Origin of the sequence: Corynebacterium sp. NML180780, assembly GCF_007786415.1 — a bacterium.
Classification (GTDB): Bacteria; Actinomycetota; Actinomycetes; order Mycobacteriales; family Mycobacteriaceae; genus Corynebacterium; species Corynebacterium gottingense.
Genome location: NZ_VNKN01000015.1, coordinates 25,670 through 42,606, shown reverse-complemented (window position 1 = coordinate 42,606; position 16,937 = coordinate 25,670). Strand labels below are relative to the sequence as shown.

The 16,937-nt window shown below is 61.7% G+C and carries 13 protein-coding genes and 1 tRNA gene; 8 read left to right on the top strand and 6 right to left on the bottom strand.

The annotated features are described in order from the left end of the window. Window positions 1-19: 19 nt before the first annotated feature. From FPP74_RS10455 to FPP74_RS10445, 3 genes are all read right to left on the bottom strand, one after another. A complete protein-coding gene (locus FPP74_RS10455; RefSeq protein WP_095546305.1) occupies window positions 20-499 on the bottom strand; it encodes a hypothetical protein in 480 nt (159 codons plus the stop codon). Beyond that, window positions 493-798 carry a hypothetical protein gene (locus FPP74_RS10450; RefSeq protein WP_095546304.1) on the bottom strand — a complete coding sequence of 102 codons (306 nt, stop codon included), beginning with the start codon at window positions 796-798 and terminating at the stop codon, window positions 493-495. The genes FPP74_RS10455 and FPP74_RS10450 overlap by 7 nt, the downstream gene beginning before the upstream one ends. A 374-nt stretch (window positions 799-1,172) precedes the next feature. Continuing rightward, window positions 1,173-1,246: transfer RNA gene (locus FPP74_RS10445), tRNA-Leu, on the bottom strand. Window positions 1,247-1,321: 75 nt separating this feature from the next. On the opposite strand from FPP74_RS10445, the gene polA reads away from it, so the two are divergent. Further along, on the top strand, window positions 1,322-3,964 hold the full coding sequence (polA, locus tag FPP74_RS10440) for a DNA polymerase I (RefSeq protein ID WP_144718382.1): 2,643 nt from the start codon (window positions 1,322-1,324) through the stop codon (window positions 3,962-3,964). Window positions 3,965-4,537: 573 nt separating this feature from the next. Here the strand turns inward: polA and FPP74_RS10435 are convergent. Beyond that, window positions 4,538-5,305 carry a class I SAM-dependent methyltransferase gene (locus tag FPP74_RS10435; RefSeq protein ID WP_144718380.1) on the bottom strand — a complete coding sequence of 256 codons (768 nt, stop codon included), beginning with the start codon at window positions 5,303-5,305 and terminating at the stop codon, window positions 4,538-4,540. Between the two features lie 212 nt (window positions 5,306-5,517). On the opposite strand from FPP74_RS10435, the gene rpsA reads away from it, so the two are divergent. The 3 genes from rpsA to FPP74_RS10420 all read left to right on the top strand — a co-directional run bounded on the left by rpsA (window position 5,518) and on the right by FPP74_RS10420 (window position 8,106). Further along, window positions 5,518-6,981, top strand: coding sequence for a 30S ribosomal protein S1 (gene rpsA / locus FPP74_RS10430; protein ID WP_095278821.1), 1,464 nt, complete (start codon window positions 5,518-5,520; stop codon window positions 6,979-6,981). An 84-nt stretch (window positions 6,982-7,065) separates the two neighbouring features. After that, on the top strand, window positions 7,066-7,674 hold the full coding sequence (gene coaE / locus FPP74_RS10425; protein WP_144718378.1) for a dephospho-CoA kinase: 609 nt from the start codon (window positions 7,066-7,068) through the stop codon (window positions 7,672-7,674). Window positions 7,675-7,731: 57 nt separating this feature from the next. Then, a complete protein-coding gene (locus FPP74_RS10420; RefSeq protein WP_095536477.1) occupies window positions 7,732-8,106 on the top strand; it encodes a DUF4259 domain-containing protein in 375 nt (124 codons plus the stop codon). A gap of 4 nt (window positions 8,107-8,110) precedes the next feature. On the opposite strand, the gene FPP74_RS10415 is transcribed toward FPP74_RS10420, so the two are convergent. After that, entirely contained in the window at window positions 8,111-9,349 is a 1,239-nt protein-coding gene (locus FPP74_RS10415) for an alpha/beta fold hydrolase (RefSeq protein ID WP_144718376.1), read from the bottom strand. Between the two features lie 57 nt (window positions 9,350-9,406). Here FPP74_RS10415 and FPP74_RS10410 point away from each other — a divergent pair, with 57 nt between their 5' ends. From FPP74_RS10410 to FPP74_RS10395, 4 genes are all read left to right on the top strand, one after another. Next, window positions 9,407-11,422, top strand: coding sequence for a hypothetical protein (locus tag FPP74_RS10410; RefSeq protein ID WP_144718374.1), 2,016 nt, complete (start codon window positions 9,407-9,409; stop codon window positions 11,420-11,422). 57 nt (window positions 11,423-11,479) lie between these two features. Next, window positions 11,480-13,579: an excinuclease ABC subunit UvrB gene (gene uvrB / locus FPP74_RS10405; RefSeq protein ID WP_095278830.1), complete on the top strand. Its 2,100-nt coding sequence runs from the start codon at window positions 11,480-11,482 to the stop codon at window positions 13,577-13,579. Window positions 13,580-13,604: 25 nt separating this feature from the next. Then, window positions 13,605-14,063 carry a universal stress protein gene (locus FPP74_RS10400; RefSeq protein ID WP_144718372.1) on the top strand — a complete coding sequence of 153 codons (459 nt, stop codon included), beginning with the start codon at window positions 13,605-13,607 and terminating at the stop codon, window positions 14,061-14,063. Between the two features lie 68 nt (window positions 14,064-14,131). Then, window positions 14,132-14,575: a universal stress protein gene (locus FPP74_RS10395; protein ID WP_095278832.1), complete on the top strand. Its 444-nt coding sequence runs from the start codon at window positions 14,132-14,134 to the stop codon at window positions 14,573-14,575. 44 nt (window positions 14,576-14,619) lie between these two features. On the opposite strand, the gene FPP74_RS10390 is transcribed toward FPP74_RS10395, so the two are convergent. Next, window positions 14,620-16,851 (bottom strand): AAA family ATPase, encoded by a 2,232-nt coding sequence (locus FPP74_RS10390; RefSeq protein WP_255456134.1) that lies wholly within the window; start codon window positions 16,849-16,851, stop codon window positions 14,620-14,622. Between the last annotated feature and the right edge of the window lie 86 nt (window positions 16,852-16,937).

The window sequence follows — 16,937 nt, the reverse complement described above, 5'->3', positions numbered from 1 at the left end:
AGAGCCCCTAGTCCCAAGGTTATTCTGAAATACGTAACTCTTTCGCAATTGCTAGAACCGAATCGACGGCGAGAACGGCTTCTATACGGTGGACTGGCGTATTAGCCTGGGCCAGCTCCTCGCGAGCATTGGTAAGTCGGCGATATATATCTTCAATGTCACTGTCTTGACCTGCGATTCTCGTGCCTATGCCCCTAGTGTATTTCAGCTTATCCCAGGCGATTAGTTCCTCAGCAATATCAAACGAGGCATCATTGCTAAGCTGCTCAACCTCACCCGAAACTGCTCGAAACACGGCATCTCCCTCCTCGGAGGAACGGAGTATAAGAAATACTCCAACTGCGATCGACCCTAGGGTTACCAAGGAAGCTAAAATGATAAGCGCTATACCATAAAGGCTCATTGCCAAGCCGACAACTATGAATCCGACTAGGCCTAAAAAAGCTTGACGCTCTGTAATGGTTCCGTCATTGGATCCGGAGGAGTTGCTCTTTACCATTCCTCCTCCACGTACTCCATGAAATCTGGCCACAGCAGGTAAGCGCTGTAGAAGAGAAGTGCACCCACAATAATCCCAATAATTAGGATGATGACACCTGCGATCTTCGTGGTCTTTGGGTTTCGCACGGGGGTTGAACGAAGCTCAGCAACTAAATCGCGCATCTGAGAACGTACGTCACTGTACTCTTCTTCGGTTTTCGCAAGTCTTCGTTGACGGCGCACACGTTCAACATCCTCAACGGAAATCGTCGGCTGTGTTTGAGCCGACTTAAGCCGCGCCATGGGGTTCAGGTTCACGCAAGTAAAGATACCATGTCACGAAAGGCCCCAGTGATACATATTTCAGGAGGCAGTAATAAGCTTTATAGATCAGCGACAACGCCCCAGGCGATGAATGTCGCGATAGGGTGCAGCCAAATGAGACGCAGAAAATAGTGCTAGAGAACGTCTCAATAGGGTTGATGAACCTTATAAAATTACACTTATGAAAACATCTATAGAACCTATTGAGACAATCCCCCGCAAGCACTAAAGACAGTTACGGAGGCGGGGTTCTTGTTACGGCATCAGAACCGCAAAGACTCCCGTTTTGCCTATTTTTCCACCCACTATTTTCTATGTAGTAACCCCTGTGACCAGGTTTTACTTAGTCACAGGGGTATGGTTCTTAGTGCCCCAGGTGAGACTCGAACTCACACTGGACGGGTTTTGAATCCGTTGCCTCTGCCAATTGGGCTACTGGGGCTCGCGGAAAAGTGTAGCGGATGCGCGCGGGGATCTGGAAATTGCGTGGCGTGGGCGGTCGCTAGACTGGTGCACCGTGACTGATCAAAAACGTCTCCTGCTCATCGACGGCCACTCCATGGCCTTCCGCGCCTTCTACGCCCTGCCTGCGGAGAACTTCTCCACCACGGGCGGGCAGCACACGAACGCGGTGTACGGCTTCCTCTCCATGTTCGCCAACATCCTCGCCGACGAGGCTCCGACGCACGTTGCAGTCGCCTTTGACGTCGGCCGCAAAACGTTCCGCACGGAGCGCTTCCCGGAGTACAAGGCGCAGCGCGAGTCGGCGCCGCCGGAGTTCAAGGGCCAGGTGCCGATTATCGAGGATGTGCTGCACACGCTCGGCATCGTCACGCTGTCCAAGGAGAACTTCGAGGCTGACGACATTGTCGCAACGCTGGTCACCCAGGCGCGCGGCGACTACGAAATCGTCATCGTCACCGGTGACCGCGACTATTTGCAGCTTGTCGACGCCCACACGACCATCCTCTACCCAACCCGGGGCGTCTCCACGCTCACCCGCTTCACCCCGGAAGAGGTGGAGAAGAAGTACGGCCTCACGCCTGAGCAGTACCCGGACTACGCGGCGCTGCGCGGAGACCCGTCGGACAACCTGCCGAGCGTGCCGAAGGTGGGCGAGAAGACGGCGACGAAGTGGATCGTGAAGTATGGCTCGCTGGCGGAGCTCATCGCCCACGCCGACGAGATCAAGGGCGTGGCCGGGAACAACTTCCGCGAACGCATCGAGCAGGTGCAGCTCAACCGCGAGCTCACCCAGATGGTGACGGACGTGGAGCTGCCGGTCGGACCGGACGAGCTGGCGCTGAAAACGGCGGACGTGGGAGAGGTCTCCACGGCTTTCGACGACCTGGAGTTCGGCGCCAACCTGCGGGAGCGTGTGCTCAAGGCCGTGCCGACCGAGGGCGATGCGGCCGAGCAACAGGCGCCGGTGGAGCTCACCGACGTTGAGATTGCGAGCGAGCCGCTGGACACGTGGCTCGAGGCCCGCCGCGGGGAGGGGCTCGCCGTGTACCTGTCTGGTTCCGCTGTGCCGGCGGGTGGTGATGTGACGGGGCTGGGGATCGTCGATAAGCAACGGCGCGGCATTCAGCGCGACACCGCCGAGCTTTCCCCGGCCGAGGACGCGGCGCTCAAAGCCTGGCTGGAGTCGGAGGACCCGAAGTACCTCCACGACGCGAAGGGCGCGTACCACATGCTGCGCGGGCGCGAGATCGAGCTGCGCGGGATCGCGCACGACACGGCGATCGCGGCCTACCTGCTGCGGCCCGGCCAGCGCACGTACGGCCTCGAGGACGTCTACCAGCGTCACCTGCAGCGCCAGCTCACCGTGGGTGGGGACCAGTTGAGTCTGCTCGAGGACACCTCGCTTATCGACGCCGCCGCGGCCGTCCTCGAACTCGCCGAGGAACTCACCGCGCAGCTGCGCGACATCGACGAATACGAACTCTACGCGGACCTGGAACTCCCGCTGGTGCCAATCCTCGCCGAGATGGAGCACACCGGCATCGCCGTGGACCGCGACGTGCTCGAGGCGCAGCGCAAGGACTTCGCCGACAAGGTCACCCAGGTGGAGGAGAAGGCGCGCGAGCTTGTCGACGAGCCCGAGCTCAACCTGTCCAGCCCGAAGCAGCTCTCCGTGGTGCTCTTTGACAAGCTCGAGCTGCCGAAGACGAAGAAGACGAAGACGGGGTACTCGACGGCGGCGTCGGAAATCGAGGCGCTGGCGGAGAAGCACCCGCACGAGTTCCTTGACTACCTGCTGCTGCACCGCGAGTACCAAAAAATGAAGTCCACCATCGAGGGCCTCATCAAGGCGGTCGGCGACGACGGCCGGATCCACACGACGTTCAAGCAGACGGTGGCGTCGACAGGCAGGCTCAGCTCCGCGGACCCGAACCTGCAAAACATCCCGGTGCGGACAGACGCGGGCCGCAAAATCCGCTCCGCCTTCAGGGTCGGCGAGGGCTACGAATGCCTGCTGACGGCCGACTACTCGCAGATTGAGATGCGCGTGATGGCGCACCTGTCGCGCGACGAGGGCCTCATCGAGGCGTACAAGGCGGGGGAGGACCTCCACAACTTCGTGGGCTCGCGCGTCTTCGACGTGCCGATCGGCCAGGTCACGCCCGAGTTGCGCCGTCGCGTGAAGGCGATGAGCTACGGCCTGGTGTACGGGCTGTCGGCCTACGGGCTGTCGAACCAGCTGGGCATCTCGGCGGGCGAAGCGAAGCAGATCATGGAGAGCTACTTCGAGCGCTTCGGCGGTGTGAAGCGCTACCTGGATGAGGTGGTCGAGCAGGCGCGGCGCGACGGCTACACCTCAACCCTGTTCGGCCGCCGCCGCTACCTGCCTGAGCTGAACAGTGAAAACCGGGTCGCGCGCGAGAACGCGGAGCGCGCGGCGCTCAACGCGCCGATCCAAGGGACGGCTGCGGACATCATTAAGGTTGCGATGGTCCGCGTCGACAAGGCGCTCGCGGGCTACCAGTCGCGAGTGCTGCTCCAGGTGCACGACGAACTTGTCGTCGAGGTTGCTGCGGGTGAGCTCGACGAGGTGCGCGGGATCGTCGAGCGAGAAATGGATAGGGCGATCTCGCTGCTGGTGCCGCTCGAGGTTTCCGCCGGCACGGGCACGAACTGGAACGAGGCGGCGCACTAAACGCACGGAAAATCGCGGAAACACACGGAAAATCGCGGGGTGAGCCGTCTCCGTGCAGTTCACCCCGCGCCTTTCGCGCTCAGCTGCGGGCAGAGCCGCCGCTGAGGGACGAGGAGGCGGGCACCAGGGCCGTTAATCTCGTGCCCGCCTCTCGCGCAGCATTCCGGGGAATGCTGCATCCCCCTTCCCCCCGATCGCGTGGCGAACCCCCTCCACCACGCTGTGCTTCCCTTTTCACTTAAACCCCCTGTGAGCGGGGAAGGGTTTTCGATGTTTTTCCCGCCTCAGTGGTCTTCCCTTACCAGAGGGGCGAGCTTCGAAAACCAAGAGCGAGTTTAACATGTTGTGAGCGAATTGCCGGGTTCGCCTTACGTGAAACTCAGGTATGAAGAAGCATTTATATTTTATGACGAGTCTCACGATGTGGAAATATCTTGACCTGCAGGTTGGCTGTGTATAGGTCGATTTTCTCGGAAAAGCGGTAAATGGTCATCTCACTTCAAGGAGCGGTCCAATTGCCCCTATATGGGGGTGTTGGGTTCGGGGAGAAGCTGAGAGTGTGGGAAGTGAAGCTTAGACCGCCTGGGTAGCGAAGATGGCTGTGCCCGGGAAGAGCGCGCCGCGCTCCGGTGACCACTGCCCCCAGGTTTCTGTGAGGGTGGGCGGCCAGGTTGGCTCGGTGACGTCGACAAGCGGCAGTCCCGCTGTACGGAGGGCGCGGACCCAGTCGCCGAACGTGCGGTGGTATTCCGCGTAGGTCAATCGGCCCTCGGTGTCGCGCTCCTCGTAAGCGCGGTCGAAGTAGCTGATCTCGGCGGTGGTGGAGACGGGGTCGTCGGGGAAGACCCAGCGCATGGGGTGCGTGACGCTGAAGACGAAGCGTGCGCCGGGGCGCAGCACGCGGCGGATCTCGGAGAGGGCCACGTCGAGGTCGGCGACGAACGGCAGCGCGCCGAAGGCGGAGAATGCGACGTCGAAGGCGGCGTCGCGGTACGGGAGGGCGAGCACGTCCGCTTGTGCGAGGGGGAGTCCGGTGGGCGCGCGGCGCAACATGCCCGCGGAAATGTCGAATCCGGTGACAAAACCGGTGCCTTGCTCGGGGCGAGCAAGCCACGCGCTGCACGGGGCGGAGCCGCACCCGATTTCCAGCACGTTGCGCCCGGCGAGGTCGCCGAGGAGGCGTGCCTCCGACTCGTGGAGCATCTCCGGGCACCAGTAGAAACTTGACAGGTACGCCGCGTGATCGGCGTGGTAGCGTGCCGCGTCATCGTCCCAGAATTGGCGGTTTGCCGCGGAGGGGGTGACGGTGGCGTCGATAAGCGAATGATCGGAATTGTGCATGACGGATATTATTTGCTTAAGCAGGTGAAACGGACTACCCTTGCAGGGGCGCATCGACGTATCGGGGCGACACCGGCCGTAATAGGAGGGCCTGGGTCGATCCTCGCGCGAGATCTTTCCCACGTCAAGCCCCCCATTGGAAGGTGAACTGGGTGGAGAGATGCGCCCCTGTCCAATTTCGATCTCCTATTCATTTCGGAGCACATATACTTATGCGCACTACTAACGCACCCCAGGTTGCTATCAATGACATCGGTGGCCCTGAGGAATTTCTCGCTGCAGTCGACGCCACCATCAAGTACTTCAACGACGGTGACATCGTCAGTGGCAAGGTTGTCAAGGTTGACCACGACGAGGTCCTCCTTGACATCGGCTACAAGACCGAGGGCGTCATCCCGACGCGCGAGCTGTCCATCAAGCACGACGTCGACCCGGACGAGGTTGTCGAGGTCGGCGACGAGATCGACGCGCTTGTCCTGACCAAGGAGGACAAGGAAGGTCGCCTGATTCTGTCCAAGAAGCGCGCTCAGTACGAGCGTGCTTGGGGCACCATCGAGGAGCTGCAGAACAACGACCAGCCGGTTACCGGTACGGTCATCGAGGTTGTCAAGGGCGGCCTCATCCTGGACATCGGCCTGCGCGGCTTCCTGCCGGCATCGCTGGTTGAGATGCGTCGCGTCCGCGACCTGGAGCCGTACATCGGCCAGGAGCTCGAGGCGAAGATCATCGAGCTGGACAAGCACCGCAACAACGTCGTGCTGTCCCGCCGCGCCTACCTGGAGGAGACCCAGTCCGCGGTCCGCTCCGACTTCCTGCACCAGCTGCAGAAGGGCCAGGTCCGCAAGGGCGTCGTGTCCTCCATCGTCAACTTCGGCGCCTTCGTCGATCTTGGCGGCGTCGACGGCCTGGTCCACGTGTCCGAGCTGTCCTGGAAGCACATCGACCACCCGTCCGAGGTTGTCACCGTGGGCGACGAGGTCACCGTCGAGGTGCTCGACGTGGACCTGGACCGCGAGCGCGTGTCCCTGTCCCTGAAGGCAACCCAGGAGGATCCGTGGCGCGTGTTCGCACGCACCCACGCCGTGGGCCAGATCGTCCCGGGCAAGGTCACCAAGCTCGTCCCGTTCGGTGCGTTCGTTCGCGTCGACGAGGGCATCGAGGGCCTCGTCCACATCTCCGAGCTGGCTCAGCGCCACGTCGAGGTGCCGGACCAGGTTGTCAACGTGGGCGAAGAGGTCATGGTCAAGGTTATCGACATCGACCTGGACCGTCGCCGCATCTCCCTGTCCCTCAAGCAGGCTGACGAGGACTTCACCGAGGAGTTCGATCCGTCCCGCTACGGTATGGCCGACTCCTACGACGAGCAGGGCAACTACATCTTCCCGGAGGGCTTCGACCCGGAGACCAACGAGTGGATGGAAGGCTACGACGAGGCTCGCCAGGAGTGGGAGGCACGCTACGCCGAGGCAGAGCGTCGCCACCAGGCGCACGCCGGCCAGGTGGAGCGTCACCGCGCCGCAGCCGCAGAGGCCGCCGACCAGGCAGCAGACCAGGCAAACTACTCTTCCGACTCCAACGCTGCAGCTCCGGCAGCGGAGCCGGCAGAGTCGTCCATGGGCTCCCTGGCTTCGGATGAGCAGCTCGCCGCACTGCGCGACAAGCTCACCGGCAACTAAATCCTCCATGTGAGGTCGCACGGCGGCCCGCACCCAGTCGCTTATCGACGGGGCGCGGGCCGCTTTGCTCTATCATCGAGTCCCATGTACATGATCGGATTGACCGGCGGCATCGGCAGCGGCAAGTCCACGGTCGCGGCGCTTATGCGCCAGCGTGGCTTTCCCGTCGTTGACGCCGACCAGGTGGCCCGCGACAACATGGAACCCGGCTCGCCCGTCCTCGCCGCAGTGGCGGAGGAGTTCGGCGCCGACCTGCTGGGACCGGACGGCGCGCTGGACCGGGCGGAACTGGCCCGCCGCGCATTCGCCTCGGAGGAGGGGACGCAGCGACTCAACGCCATCACCCACCCAGCGATCCGCGCGGAATCCGCCCGCAGGTTCGCCGCGCTGGAGGCCGCTGGGGAGCGGGCAGCGGTATACGACATGCCGCTGCTCGTGGAGCTCGGCATGGACCAGGACATGGACATGACCGTCGTGGTCGACGTGAATCCGGAGGAACGCGTGCGGCGCCTGGTGGCGCACCGCGGGCTGGACGAGGCCGACGCGCGCAACCGCATCGCGCGGCAAATCCCGGACGTCGAGCGCCGCGCAGCGGCAGACGTGGTGCTGGATAATAACGGCACGGAGGACAAACTTGCACAGCAGGTAGACACGTTGGCAAACCGGATTACCAACATATTGCTTGACGTTTAAGTATTGTTCGCTTTACGGAAAGCAACCTGCAACCAGCCGGTCTTAAGCTCACTGGCCATGGGAACGTGGAACTATGGGCCGTTTGATAATGACCACGCGCGCGACGCCGTGCGTCAGCTTGCCAATGGCACGTTCCGCATGGATAAGTTCCGCTTCGCCTGCCGCGAGCTGCCCCTTGATTCGGGCCAGGCCGAGGTCGTCGTCGCCCTCGTTGCCGTGATGAACGGCAACCTGCCCTCCGAAGAGTTCCACGAGGCTCTGGCGTTTGAATTTTCGTTCCGCGACCGACGCTGGCTGGAGCACCAGGTCCGTGAGCTGATGTCCTCGCCCGACTCCGACTTGTACGAGCAATGGCTCGACGCCGGCGAGCTCGAGCAGTGGCTGGCGGCGACGCGCCGCGCCACGGGGTTTACGGGTTTCGCCGACGCGTAGGCTCTCATTGCACTTGTGTCTGGAACCGTTCCTGATGGGCGGAGTAGAGTCGTTGAAAAATTTCGCCGCCGTGAGTGTAAACTCCATCGTGGAAAAGCTTAGTGTCCAGAAGAATCTGTGTGTTGGGCACCGACGCCGTAGGCTCCATGAACCACTCTGGTGGCATGAATAGGTCGCGTTCATAGAACAATGCTGTGCAAGGAACGGTATTGTACTCCAGCACTTCGGGCAGAGTAATTGGCATGTAGCCGGTATTCTGAGACATCGCGTGAACTGCAGATTCGAAAGGTCGCAAGGCCGGGTCTTCTGCAAAGTGCCACGGGAAGAATTGATTGCCTAGTAGTGGCATTGGCTCTGTGTCCTCGAGCACCCTTTGCGCAGACCAATTAGTTGGTTGCTCGGGGTCCGCTAGCATTGGTTCTTGAATGACGGCCCACAGTGGTGTGCGCTCCAAACTAATCACGTCTTGCACTCCTTGTAGAAAGTCTGTCCTCAGTCGCTTTACACTTTGGTGAAAAGGCTCTTCTAGAAGGGTCGACAATGCATCAAAATCATGCAATTCGCCAAGGAGAACACCGACCATGCGGAAACGATTTGCGCTCAGCCGCTCACCAGATGGCATTCTCTCGTCGTTGGACTCCAGGTGCTGACAAATAGTATCGATAAGATCGCGAGTCCCCGGAAATTTGGAAAAAAACTCCTCTTGTCGCTTGTTTGTCAATGCTAATGTGACCTGGTGAAATTCATCTGGGTCCCATCGATAGGGTATCCCTGACCCTGTGATGAAGGCATTGCCAATTGCCTCGGGGTAATAAGACATGTAAGCAGCGACACATAGGCCACCGAAGGAGTTACCAAAGACATCCCACTTTTCGATCTTGAGAAATTTTCGCAGTGCTTCGGCATCGCGAACAATGTTTGGTGGGCGCAACAAAGATAGGTGGCTAGGGCTGATTAGCTCTGGAGAGTTGCGGTCTATCCGACAAGAGCTACCGGTGCCACGTTCATCAATCAGAAAGATCCGATAGTGCTTTAGCGCCTCGGGGATCCAAGGCATCACGGTCCGGGGCCCTGGCTTTCCCGGACCACCTTGAAAATAGACGAGCGGTGGTAGCGTGTCGTCACTAATCAGTTCTCGAGCAAAAAGCGAAAACTTGCCTAGGGAGGGGTCTTCTTGGGACCAGGGCACGTCAATGCGATGTTCGCGGACGACAACGTCGGGCAAGAAACGAGTAGATGTCATTCATTTAGCATAAACTGTGACTCTACGTCCTTTATGAGTGGCAACGAATGGATTGATATGAGCTCCTTTAAAGAATGCGTGAACCCACCAGTAGGTTCGCGTTTTAATTCGGGAAGTCCAAGAATTGAGCTGCAATCGATAAAGAGGTCAGGGCATGAATTTCGCGTCCCAGAGGATTTTCGCGCGAAGGAACTGCACCCGTGGCGTCTAGCTAGTTTTTCCTTGGTACTGCCCGTTCCCGAGCAAGTTTCATTTCTTGACCAGAACAACCTGCCGACTGATTTTGCGGCAGGTGAAAATCCTCGTGGAGCGTACGGTTGGAAGAATGGCCGGGATAAGGGAATACAACTCATTGAAAATCCTCAGTGGGATGAAGATGCCGAAGTATTCAGGGCTCCGGACAAGAAGCATGACTGGTACCGCAAGCCGTTAGTGCATGGAGGCAATGCTTGGTATCACGATGCACGCGTGCGGTTTCACGAACCTATCGGGCGCGCAATAGGGAACTTGTCGATCGATATTGACGTGGCACCGACGGACGCGCAAGTCGGGCAGGTGGTGCCGAAAAGCGAGCTAGATTCCTGCCCGAACCTTACGGCGCACCATTACCTGTTTCCGCCTGAAAAGGATAGGACTGTATTTGAAATCACAAACTACGATCGTCAAGTTCCGTGGGCAGATCAACTCCGTAGTCGGAAGGACGCGAAAGGACCTTCGTGGCTCAAGCTTTTATCCTTTGAACTTCTTCAGTACAAAGAGCCAAATCTTACCGACTTCACCAGGTCGTCCCCCGTACGAACCGAAACGCGTTGTTCGTTCCTCGTCATCAACGTTGCTGCAGAGAACATTTCCGCGGCTACCCTCGGCTTTTTGAGCGCGACTCTGCACAAACCCTGGAATACTTCACAGGTGTATTTGGAAGGGCAGGGTGACAAGACTGATCTTGAACAACTCCCAGCGCTGCGGCATTTTGCCGAGCTTGCAATTGCTGAAATCGACTCAAAGCTGCGAAGGAAGCCTTCGATGTATTTGGACGACAGCGGTTGTTTGAGAGCTACTGATGCAATGCCGAGCGATCCGCGTCCTTTTCTTCTTCCACCCCCACAGCGTGTCGCTATGGCTATACCCAGCCCTTGCCGTCCTCAGCCTGAAGAGCGGACTGAGTCACAGTGTGTAGATGAGCAATTCGAATTTTACGGTGGCAAACACTCAGTAGCTCCCGAGAGCGAATGGGAACAGGGGATAAATGGAAGCGTCGCTGAGATGGAAGGTCCTATGCTGCTCAACGACACTGATCCTAAGGCGAGGTGGAGCTGGCAGAAGCAATGGGCCTGGCAAATCGCCGTGGGTGCAGATTCATATCCGGAGCAAATTCCCTTGCAGACCCCAGATAATTTCGCCGCGATTGAATCTGGAAGTGACCAAAACTGGTCGATAATCTCGACCAGTGAGGGCGTAGGGATGGTCCGTACAAAATCTGCAAACAAGGATGGTATGTCCTACTGGTCTCTCGCGCATACAAGATTCCTTGACGTGTTAATTCTGCATATGCGTGCACGGGCAGGCGAGGCGCATTTGCGTATCTCCCTGCGTGCCCTCGCCGCAGCTTCCGGTCTGGATACACGTGACCCCGCATCGAGGAATCAACGGAAATATCTACAGAAGGATCTCCAAAATCTGGAGCTTCTCCAGCTTGATCACATCGAGATTCGAGATAATCTCTGGTTTCGGAACGTGCCCGAGCGCGAGATTGAGACGAGGATTCTGCGTGGTTTGCAAAGCGCGTCCGAGTTTGACCGTCTGCGGAGCGACTTCGAAGAAAAGCTGCGTACCCGCCAGGCGGTTCTGAGAACTCAGTTCAATAAGATCTCCGGAGTGATTAGGGAAGAAGAAGCGCAGGTCTCAGAAAGGACTAACCTAGTACTCGGAATCATCGCTGCGGCAATTGGTGCACCCGATTGGGCAGCAGCGGCTGGCTACCCGGATCACCTGCTGGCGAGCTTTGTTGCGTTTCTTGCGACCATCGCCGTGTTCGCAGGGATCGTAAAGGTGCTGCCGTTCTTCAGCCGCTAAATCGAATAGGGGCGAAAGTAGTAACTGAACGCTCGAGCGGCGAGTATGCTGACCGCCATGGCTTTCGCTGCAGAACACCCAGTCCTTGCGCACTCCGAGTTCCGCCCCGTCGGCGAGATTGAGCGGCGCGAAAAGCCGTTTGAGGTGGTTTCCGAGTTCGAACCGTCCGGCGACCAGCCCGCCGCGATCGCGGAGCTGGACGAGCGGCTGCGCCGCGGCGAGGAGGACGTCGTGCTCATGGGCGCCACGGGTACGGGTAAGTCCGCGACGGCGGCGTGGCTGATTGAGCAGCAGCAGCGGCCAACGCTGGTGATGGCGCCGAACAAGACGCTGGCCGCGCAGCTGGCAAACGAGCTACGGCAGCTACTGCCCAACAACGCCGTCGAGTATTTCGTCTCCTACTACGACTACTACCAGCCGGAGGCGTACATCGCGCAGACCGATACCTACATTGAGAAGGACTCGTCCATCAATGATGACGTGGAGCGTTTGCGCCACTCCGCAACCTCCGCGCTGCTGAGCCGCCGCGACGTGGTTGTCGTCTCCTCCGTGTCCTGCATCTACGGCCTGGGCACCCCGCAGTCCTACCTGGACCGCTCGATCGTGCTGCGCGTGGACGAGGAGGTCGAGCGCGATCGGTTCCTGCGCCTGCTCGTGGACGTCCAATACGAGCGCAACGACATCGACTTCAAGCGCGGCACCTTCCGCGTCAAGGGCGACACCGTCGACATCATCCCCGCCTACGAGGAGGTCGCCGTGCGCGTCGAGTTCTTCGGCGACGAGGTCGACTCGCTCTACTACATCCACCCGCTCACGGGCGACGTACTCAGCCAGGAGGACGAGGTGCGCATCTTCCCGGCCACCCACTACGTGGCCACCGAGGAGCGCATGGAAAAGGCGATCCAGGCGATCAAGGAGGAGCTCGCCGACCGGCTCGAGGAACTGGAGAGCAAGGGCAAGCTCCTCGAGGCGCAGCGCCTGCGGATGCGCACCGAGTACGACCTGGAGATGATCCAGCAGGTGGGGTTCTGCTCCGGTATTGAGAACTACTCGCGGCACATGGACGGCCGCGGCCCCGGCTCCGCGCCGGCCACGCTCATTGACTACTTCCCGGAGGACTTCCTCACCATCATTGATGAGTCCCACGTGACCGTGCCCCAGATCGGCGGCATGTTTGAGGGCGACATGTCGCGCAAGCGAAACCTCGTGGAGTTCGGGTTCCGCCTGCCCAGTGCCGTCGATAATCGGCCCCTGACCTTCGACGAGTTCGAGGCGCGCGTAGGGCAGACCGTGTACATGTCGGCGACCCCGGGCGACTACGAGCTCGAGGCCGCGCAGGGCGAGTACGTCGAGCAGGTGATCCGCCCGACCGGACTGGTGGACCCGAAGGTGACCGTCAAGCCGACGAAGGGGCAGATCGACGACCTCATCGACGAGGTGCGCCAGCGCGTGGACAAACAGGAGCGCGTGCTCGTGACCACGCTGACCAAGCGCATGGCCGAGGACCTCACCGACTACTTGCTCGACCACGGCATCAAGGTGCGCTACCTGCACTCCGACATTGATACGCTGCAGCGCGTCGAGTTGCTGCGCCAGCTCCGGCTTGGCGAGTTCGACGTGCTCGTGGGCATCAACCTCCTGCGCGAGGGCCTCGACCTGCCCGAGGTCTCGCTCGTGGCCATCCTGGACGCGGACAAGGAGGGCTTCCTGCGCTCCACGAAGTCGCTCATTCAGACCATCGGCCGCGCGGCCCGCAACGTCTCCGGCGAGGTCATCATGTACGCCGACACAATCACCGAATCCATGCAGGAGGCGATCGATGAGACCGAGCGCCGCCGCGAGAAGCAGCTGGCCTACAACAAGGAGCACGGCATCGACCCGCAGCCGCTGCGCAAGAAGATCGCCGACATCCTCGACCAGGTCTACGAGAACGGCGATGCCGAGGAGCAGGCGAGCCTGAGCTCGGATGCAGCGGTGGCAGAGAAGCCGGACGTGACCACCATGGCCTCCGACGAGGTGCAGAAGCTTATCGACGACCTCACGAAGCAGATGGGCGACGCCGCCCGCGAGCTGAAGTTTGAGCTCGCCGGCCGACTCCGCGATGAGATTGCAGATCTGCGCAAGGAACTCCGTGGTATGAAAGACACAGGAAACTAGAACGAGAAAGGGCGCAATACCCATCATGCACACTTACACATCCATCGCCGTGGGCACCGACGGTTCGCCGACCTCCCTGGTGGCCGTCCGCGCCGCAGCCAGCCTGGCCCGCGTGTACGACGCCCAGCTTACCGTGATCTGCGCGCACTACACCGCCTCCGGTTCCATGCTGAACTCCACGAACGCCGAGCTGAGCAAGATCGACATCGTGACCGAGACCGGTGCCCAGGAGATCCTGACCCGCGCCCGCACGATCGCGCAGGAGGAGCAGGCTCCGAAGGTCAACGTCGTGACCAAGGCCGGGCAGCCGGCGAACGTGCTGCTTGAGTCCGTCGCGGAGTACGCGGTCGACCTGCTCGTGGTGGGCAATAAGGGGATGCGCTCGCTGGCTGGCCGGGTATTTGGCAACATCCCCGGGAGCGTGGCAAAGAAGGCTCCGGTGGACGTTATGCTGGTAGATACCAGGGCCGAGGGGCATAACTAACCTCCCCGGAGCACCCGGAGTACCATGTCCACAGATTCCTAAACTCGATGAAAGGTCACCCAGACACTATGGCTGAGTACTACAACACCATCGTCGTCGGCTCCGACGGCTCCAAGTCCTCCCTCCTCGCAGTGGAGCGGGCGGCACGGATGGCAGCGGCCTTCGGGGCAACGCTGGTCATCGGCACGGCGTACTACCGCACCCAAGAGGACGCCTCCAAGGCCTTGCGCCAGGACTCGGTGACGATTCTGGGCGACGAGCAGGCGCTGAAGAACCTCGAGGAGGCCGCTGAGCACGCTCGCTCCTTCGGCGTCGAGGATGTGCAGACCGCGACCCGCCCGGGCACCCCGGTCGAGGCGCTCATGGCGATCGTGAACGACAACAAGGCTGAGCTGCTGGTCGTGGGCAACCGCGGCATCAACTCGCTGACCGGCCGCCTGCTGGGCTCCGTGCCGGCTGACGTTGCCCGTCAGTCCGACTGCGACGTGATGATCGTCCACACCGTCAAGTAACGGTGACCCCGCCGCGCTGCGCGGCGGGGCGCTGGCGGTGGCGCTTAGCCGATCACCGTCAGGCTCTGAGTCGCTCGCGTAGCGGCAACGTAGAGGTCTTGCCACCCCTGTGGCGAGGCCTCTACTACTTTGTCCGGATCGACCACGATGACGTGGTCGAACTCCAACCCCTTCATCTGCGCCACGTTGGCGGCATCGATGACGGCAACGGTGCGCTGCTCCTGCGCATCCCCCTGGTGCAGCTCCACGCGCACCCACTCCGGGTCGGTCCCGGCAGGCAGGCGGCGCACCGGAACACCGGTCTCGCGGATGGCTACCGACGCCTGCGCCTCCGGGTCGATCTGCGCCAGGACGTCGCGCGCGTACTCCATGATTTCCGCGGGGGTGCGGTAGTTTACCGTGAGCTCGTGGGTGACAAACCGCTCGCCGACGAACGGCGCGAGTGACGCGGCCCAGTCGTCCGTGCCGGCGGGCGCCGACGTCTGCGCGGGGTCGCCCACCAGCGTCATCCACCTCGACGGGCACCGGCGGAACACCATCCGCCACTCCATGGGGGAGAGCTCCTGCGCTTCGTCGACGATCACGTGGCCGTAGGCCCAGGTGTGATCCGCCCGCGCGCGCTGCGCGGTGGAGCGAATGTCGGTGACGCGCTGGCGGCTTGCCAAGGTTTCCGCGTCGATGACGTCGGCAGCGGAAAGGATTTCCGCCTCGAACTGGTCGTCGTCGTTGTCCGTGGACTCGGAGGACGCGAGCACGTCAAGGGCGTCGGCGGCCTCCTCGACCTGCTGGCGCCACTGCGCGTCCTCCTTCGCGCGCTGTTCCTCGGGCGCGACGACGCCGATGAGGACGGACAGCTCGTCGATAAGCGCGGTGTCCGACGCGAAGAACCCCGAACCCGGCGCGCGGTAGAGCGCGTCTTGGGTGTAGGCGTCGTAGTCCCCGGCGACCTCTGCGATGCGCGCGCGGTCCGTGAGCGTGACGTCGAGGACCTCTGCGGGGTCGAGCTCCGGGAAGTACTCGTCCACCAGGGCGATTACCTGCGGGTCGTCGGCGAGGTCGTCGTGCAGCTGGTCCACGTCTGCGGCGGAGAGGAGGTTGCGGCCGCCGAGCGGGTCCGCGCCGATCTTCTCCGCCAGGGCCTCCGCGAGCGACTGCGTGAGGTGCTCGGCGAAGTACTCGCGGGCCTGGTTGTGCGGCTTGCGCGAACGCCGGGCGCGGGTACGTGCCGCCCTTACCATCGCCGGGGTGGCCTCGATGTCGACGGAGTCGATCTTCAAGGTGACGGGGCGCTCGGGCACCGTCTCAAAGGCCTGCACGGCACGCTTGAGCACCGTGACCATCTCCTCCGAGCCCTTGACCTCGCGCGCAGCCAGCGGCTCCGCGTCACGCGCCGGCGTGAACCCGGGGACGAGGTCCTCGATGGTGGACAGGACGACGCCGGTTTCGCCCAACTCGGGCAGGACGCGGGAGATGTACTCCAGAAACGTCGGGTTCGGGCCGATGATGAGCACGCCGGTGCGCGAAAGCTGCTCGCGCCAGGTGTACAGCAGGTAAGCCACGCGGTGCAGCGCCACCGCGGTCTTGCCGGTGCCGGGGCCGCCCTGGACGACCATGACGCCGCGAGTGGCGTCACGGATGATCTCGTCCTGCTCGCGCTGGATCGTTTCCACGATGGACTGCATGTGGCCGGTGCGTGCGGTGTTCATGGCGCGGCGCAGCGCGGCCTCGGAGCCGACGTTGCCGCCGTCGGTCGCTGACTCCGCGGCGCCAGGCTGGTCGGCATCGGTGCTGTCTCCAGACAGGACCTCGTCATCCACCGCCGTCACCTTGCGGCCGTGCATGCGGATGTTGCGGCGCTGTTCCACGCCCTCGGGGTGCGCCGTGGTTGCTAGGTAAAACGGCCGCGCCAGCGGCGCGCGCCAGTCCAGCAGGAGGGTGCGGTAGTTGTCCGCGCGATCGTCCATCCCCATGCGACCGATGTAACGCCGCTCGAGCCCAGGACGTCCCGGGACCGGATTCTCCACGTCCGTGTCGGCGACGTCGATGCGGCCGAAGACCAGCCCCACCTCGGCGATGTTGAGTGCATCGAGTTTGGCGTTGAGCCCGTGGTACTCCGTTTCGCGGCGCACGAGTGCGTCCGAGTCCGGGTTGTCTGGGTCGACGTCGCGCTGCACCGCAGCCAGCTTCTCTTGGGCTGCGGTGACCTCCGCATCCAGGTGCCGGAAGAGCTCATCGACGTAAGCCTGCTCGGATGCGATGTGTTGGGGATTTCTCACCCGCGTGTACCTCCTCACGATTCTCCGCGGTCAAGCCGCGCCGTGTAAGCAACAAACGGCCCCGCCGCCCGGATTATTCCGGGGTG